This is a genomic window from Candidatus Frankia nodulisporulans (assembly GCF_902806475.1).
GTDB classification, from domain to species: Bacteria; Actinomycetota; Actinomycetes; order Frankiales; family Frankiaceae; genus Frankia; species Frankia umida.
The window spans coordinates 1-3,939 of the sequence record NZ_CADCWS010000325.1 but is presented as its reverse complement, the minus strand read 5'-3'; the positions used below and the strand labels follow the sequence as shown (position 1 = coordinate 3,939).

Sequence of the window (3,939 nt, the reverse complement as noted above, 5' to 3'; positions counted from 1 at the left end):
CGAGGGCCGGCTGGCTCCAGTCATCCGCGGCGGGCGGGGCCGTTTCGGGGGAGCAGCGCGTCGCGGATCGGGCGCCACACGGTGCGGTCGGCCCAGCGGGTCGGCATGACCACCAGCACGAACATCGTCGCGCCGACGGCCCGGCCGATCGGGCGCACCACCGTCCGCCAGCCCCATGAGAGCGGGGCGACGACGAGCAGCCGCCACGCGAACCCCACAGCCTGCCCGGCCGGCACCAGGACAGTCCGCCAGCACCAGCCCAGCGGGCACACCACCACCACCCGCAGCGTGCGGGCGAACGCCCGCCCGGTGGGCGTCGCCACCGTTCGCCAGAACCACGCCGCAGGGCGGACGAGCAGCAGGTGCAGCAGGAAGCCGAATCCGCGCACCGTCCAGGCGGCCGTTCGCGCGCCGGCCCGGACGACCGCCGCGACGACGTGGGCCACCACCCGGATGACCGCGGCGACCGCGCGCAGCACCGGAAGTAGCACCGTCCGTCCGAACCAGTGCAGCGGCCGCCGCAACCAGCGTGCCGGCCGAACGACCAGAAGATCGAACAGCACGATGAGCACCTTGGCCGCCGGGATCACGACGTAAAGCCACAGCAACCGCGCGGAACCCGCGATCAGCCAGTCCCACAGCACCATCCGCAGTGCTGTCCACAGCGCGCGCAGCGCGGGGACGAGCAGCCGGCGCCATCCCCAGGTGATCGCCCGACCGATCGGGACAATCACGAACCGCCACAGCGCGGTCAGCACCGGGTGGAGAAACCAGTCCCACAGCAGGGTCCGCAGGCACCGGCCGACCAGCCGCACGAGTTCGTAGAGCAGCCGCAGCGGGAGGACGACGGCGAACGCGACCAGCCGTAGCGGCCAGACCACCAGGTACCGCACCGGACCGGAGGGCGCCGGTCCCAGCGAAGGTCCTGACGACTGCGCCCACCCCGACATGACCCACCCCTGTCTCGCCCCACCTGTGCCGCGCATCCGTGCCATGCCAGCCGCGGCGTCCAGCAGAGCATGAACGCGGGTGTGCGGACAGGCAGGTGCGCGACAGCCCGGCTGTCCGACGGCCGACGCCCACCGGCAACGCCACCCGTACGCGTACTGACCGGTGGGCACCGGCTGGCCTGCGTTGATCCGGTGTCAGGGCGTCAGCCGGTGACGACCTGTCTCGGCGGGTCGGCGCGGGTCAGCGCGACCAGGGCGGCAGGAAGGGCGAACTCGACGCTGGCAAGCATCAGATGAAACCAGTGCGGCCGGCCGCGGTGGGCCAGGGACACCAGCCGGCTGGTTCCACCGGCGGCCATGAGCGCGGACAGCGCGCGCACCTCGCCGACGGCGATGGGACGGGACCGGCCGGCGCGCAGCCAGGCGAGGCCGTATCCGCCGAAGATCGTCAGGATGAAGCGTTCGTGCGAGTCCACCGAAGCGGTGACGTCGCCAGCACCGGGAACGGTGCGGGTCGTGCCGAGGGCGAGATGGTAGGCGCTGATCAGGACGCAGGCGCCCCCGGTGAGCTGGCACAGGGCGGCCAGGCGGCGCTCGTGGTCGTCATCCATCGGCTTCTCCGAATCTGCGAGGGGGTGTGCGCGGTCGGGCCTCGAAGCGCGGATGGCACAGGAATCCTTTCCAGGGGCCGGCCTGAAGCGGAGACTTCATGGTGTGAGCATCCTCGACGACGCCCGCGAGGGCATGGACCCCGCCGTCCGACCGCAGGACGACCTGTTCGGCCATGTGAACGGCCGCTGGCTCGCCGAGACGGAGATTCCGTCCGACCGGTCGAGCTGGGGGCCGTTCGTGCAGCTCGCCGATGCTGCCGAACAGCACGTCCGTGACATCATCACCGACCTTGCCGCGCGTGACCCCGCCACCCAGGACGAGGACGCACGCAAGATCGCGGATCTGTACAACTCGTTCCTCGATGTCGACGCGGTCGAGGCGCTCGGGCTCGACCCGGTGCGCCCGCTGCTCGCCGAGGTGCGGGCGCTGCGGGAACTCGGCGGGTTCGCCGCGCTGCTCGGCCGGTTCGAGCGGATCGGTGGCCGTGGCCTGTTCGGCTCCTATGTCGACACCGACGACCGTAACTCCGATCGTTACCTGTTCCACCTGAGCCAGGGCGGCCTCGGGCTGCCGGACGAGTCGTACTACCGGGACGAGAAGTTCGCCGAGATCCGGGAGAAGTACGTCGCCTACCTGACCCGGATGCTCGAGCTCGGCGAGCACCCGGAGCCGGCGGCGGCCGCCGCGCGCGTCTTGGCCCTGGACACCCGCCTGGCCGCGGGCCACTGGGAGCGGGCCGACACCCGGGATGTGCAGAAGACCTACAACCTGCGTACCGCCGCCGAGATCGCGGCGCTGTGCCCGGCGTTCGACTGGGACGCCTACGTCACCGGTCTCGGCGGGCAGCTGACCGGCCCGCACGCCACGCTCGCGCAGGTGTGCGTCCGGCAGCCGTCGTTCTTCGAGCACCTGTCCACGGTGCTCACCGACACCCCGATCGAGACCTGGCAGGACTGGCTGACCAGCCATGTGCTGCGCGCCGTCGCGCCCTACCTGGCCAACGAGTTCGCCGAGACCAGCTTCGACTTCTACGGCCGCACCCTGTCCGGCACACCGCAGCTGCGGGCCCGGTGGAAGCGGGCGGTGGGCTTCGTCGAGGGCGCCATCGGCGAGGCGGTCGGGCGCGAGTACGTCGCCCGCCATTTCCCGCCGCGGGCGAAGTCGCAGATGGACGAGCTGGTCGTCACCCTGCTCGCCGCCTACCGTGAGTCGATCTCCAAACTGGACTGGATGACCGACGAGACGAAGACGCGGGCCTACGAGAAGCTCGAGACCTTCCGCCCGAAGATCGGCTACCCGGACCGGTTCCGCGACTACTCCGCGCTGACGGTCAGCCGGGACGACCTGTGGGGCAACTCCCAGGCCGCGAGCGCGTTCGAGACCGACCGGGAGCTCGCCAAGATCGGCAGCCCGGTGGACCGGGACGAATGGTTCATGCTCCCGCAGACCGTCAACGCCTACTACAATCCCGGCACCAACGAGATCTGCTTTCCCGCCGGCATTCTGCAGTCCCCGTTCTTCAGCCCGGACGCCCACCCGGCCGAGAACTACGGCGGTATCGGCGCGGTCATCGGCCACGAGGTCGGCCACGGTTTCGACGACCAGGGTGCGCAGTACGACGGCGCCGGCAACCTCAACGACTGGTGGACGCCGGCGGACAAGGCCGCCTTCGAGGTGAAGTCGAAGACCCTGATCGAGCAGTACAACGGCTTCGAGACCCGCGGGGTGCCCGGCGAGAAGGTCAACGGCGCGCTCACCGTCGGCGAGAACATCGGCGACCTCGGCGGCCTCACCATCGCGCACACGGCCTACGTGATCTCCCAGGGCGGCGATGCGGCGCGCGACGACCGGCGTCGGCTGTTCCTGAACTGGGCGTACATCTGGCGGACCAAGCGCCGCACCGAACTCGAGCGCCAGTTCCTCACCACCGACCCGCACAGCCCCCCGGACCTGCGTGCCAACATCGCCCGCAACCTGGACGAGTTCCACGAGGTCTTCGACACCGTCCCCGGCGACGGCCTCTGGCTCGACCCCGCCGACCGCGTCCGCATCTGGTAGCTGGCGCGGAGCAGTCCGGCCCCGCCTGGCAGCAGGTGGGGCCGGTCCCGTCCGGCGGCTCATCCGCGGGCCTGCGGTTCTGGCTCAGGCGGGGGGAACCAGGTCGAAGGTGGCGAGGTCGCGGATGGCGGCGGCGGAGTTGGCGGCCATGGACAGGAACATCTCGTCCGAGCTGGCGGAGCGGGGTCCGGCCGCGTACATGCAGCCGATCATCGTGGTCATCGGTCCGTGCAGCATGCCGAGCCGGTAGTCCGTGAAACAGTCGTCGGCGCTGTAACCGTCCACGCCGAGTTCCACCAGCCGCTGGTGGTAGGCGGCG

At 70.9% G+C, this 3,939-nt stretch carries 3 protein-coding genes and 1 pseudogene; 1 reads left to right on the top strand and 3 read right to left on the bottom strand.

Features of this window, described 5'->3' with window-relative positions:
- Positions 1 to 20 precede the first annotated feature (20 nt).
- The gene (locus G6R24_RS18990; protein ID WP_163550545.1) at positions 21 to 881 is read right to left on the bottom strand and encodes a hypothetical protein; all 861 of its coding nucleotides are present in this window, start codon (positions 879 to 881) and stop codon (positions 21 to 23) included.
- Between the two features lie 272 nt (positions 882 to 1,153).
- A complete protein-coding gene (locus tag G6R24_RS18985; protein WP_163550544.1) occupies positions 1,154 to 1,561 on the bottom strand; it encodes a DUF4345 domain-containing protein in 408 nt (135 codons plus the stop codon).
- A 103-nt stretch (positions 1,562 to 1,664) separates the two neighbouring features.
- On the opposite strand from G6R24_RS18985, the gene G6R24_RS18980 reads away from it, so the two are divergent.
- Positions 1,665 to 3,620, top strand: coding sequence for a M13 family metallopeptidase (locus G6R24_RS18980; RefSeq protein ID WP_163550543.1), 1,956 nt, complete (start codon positions 1,665 to 1,667; stop codon positions 3,618 to 3,620).
- Positions 3,621 to 3,704: 84 nt separating this feature from the next.
- On the opposite strand, the pseudogene G6R24_RS18975 reads toward G6R24_RS18980, so the two are convergent.
- Positions 3,705 to 3,939, bottom strand: a pseudogene (locus G6R24_RS18975) (aminoglycoside phosphotransferase); the annotation flags it as partial.

Excerpts from the sequence above, each read along its gene's own strand:
- G6R24_RS18985 (WP_163550544.1), bottom strand. The coding sequence starts at position 1,561 with ATGGATGACGACCACGAGCGCCGCCTGGCCGCCCTGTGCCAGCTCACC.